1 protein-coding gene is annotated in these 401 nt (G+C 62.8%); it reads right to left on the reverse strand.

What is annotated here, in order from left to right; genetic code table 11:
- Positions 1-401 (reverse strand): glycine betaine ABC transporter substrate-binding protein (locus tag EN807_RS32890; RefSeq protein WP_281405245.1); only part of this gene is annotated, 401 nt, incomplete at both ends.

The raw sequence follows: 401 nt of genomic DNA on the forward strand, positions 1-401 counted from the left end.
CTCGTCGGTGTCGATCGTATAGGCCTTGGCCACCTTGTAGGCGACCGGCCATTTCTCCTTCATGCCGCCCCACGCATATTTCCAGATTTCGCCATCCGGCTTGCCGCAGTCATATTTGGCGTCGGGGTTGGTGCCCCATTTGGGGTCGGTGTAGCACTCCGGCGTGTATTCGGGGAATTCGACCCACTCGCCCTTGTACTTGGCCGGCGCCCAGTGCGGCGAATAGATCCACAGCATGATCGGCGCCTTGCGCTGATAGGCGGAGTCGAGCTCGGCGAACATCGCCGCGTCGGTGCCGGCATGGATGACGGTGAAGGGCAGTTTCAGTGCCTCGACGCGCTCGTCGTCAAAGCCTTCCCAGGTCACCGGGCCGCCGAGGTAGCGGCCCTTCGGCGTTGTCT

The sequence above is a fragment of the Mesorhizobium sp. M5C.F.Ca.ET.164.01.1.1 genome (assembly GCF_004792125.1).
Classification (GTDB): Bacteria; Pseudomonadota; Alphaproteobacteria; order Rhizobiales; family Rhizobiaceae; genus Mesorhizobium; species Mesorhizobium wenxiniae.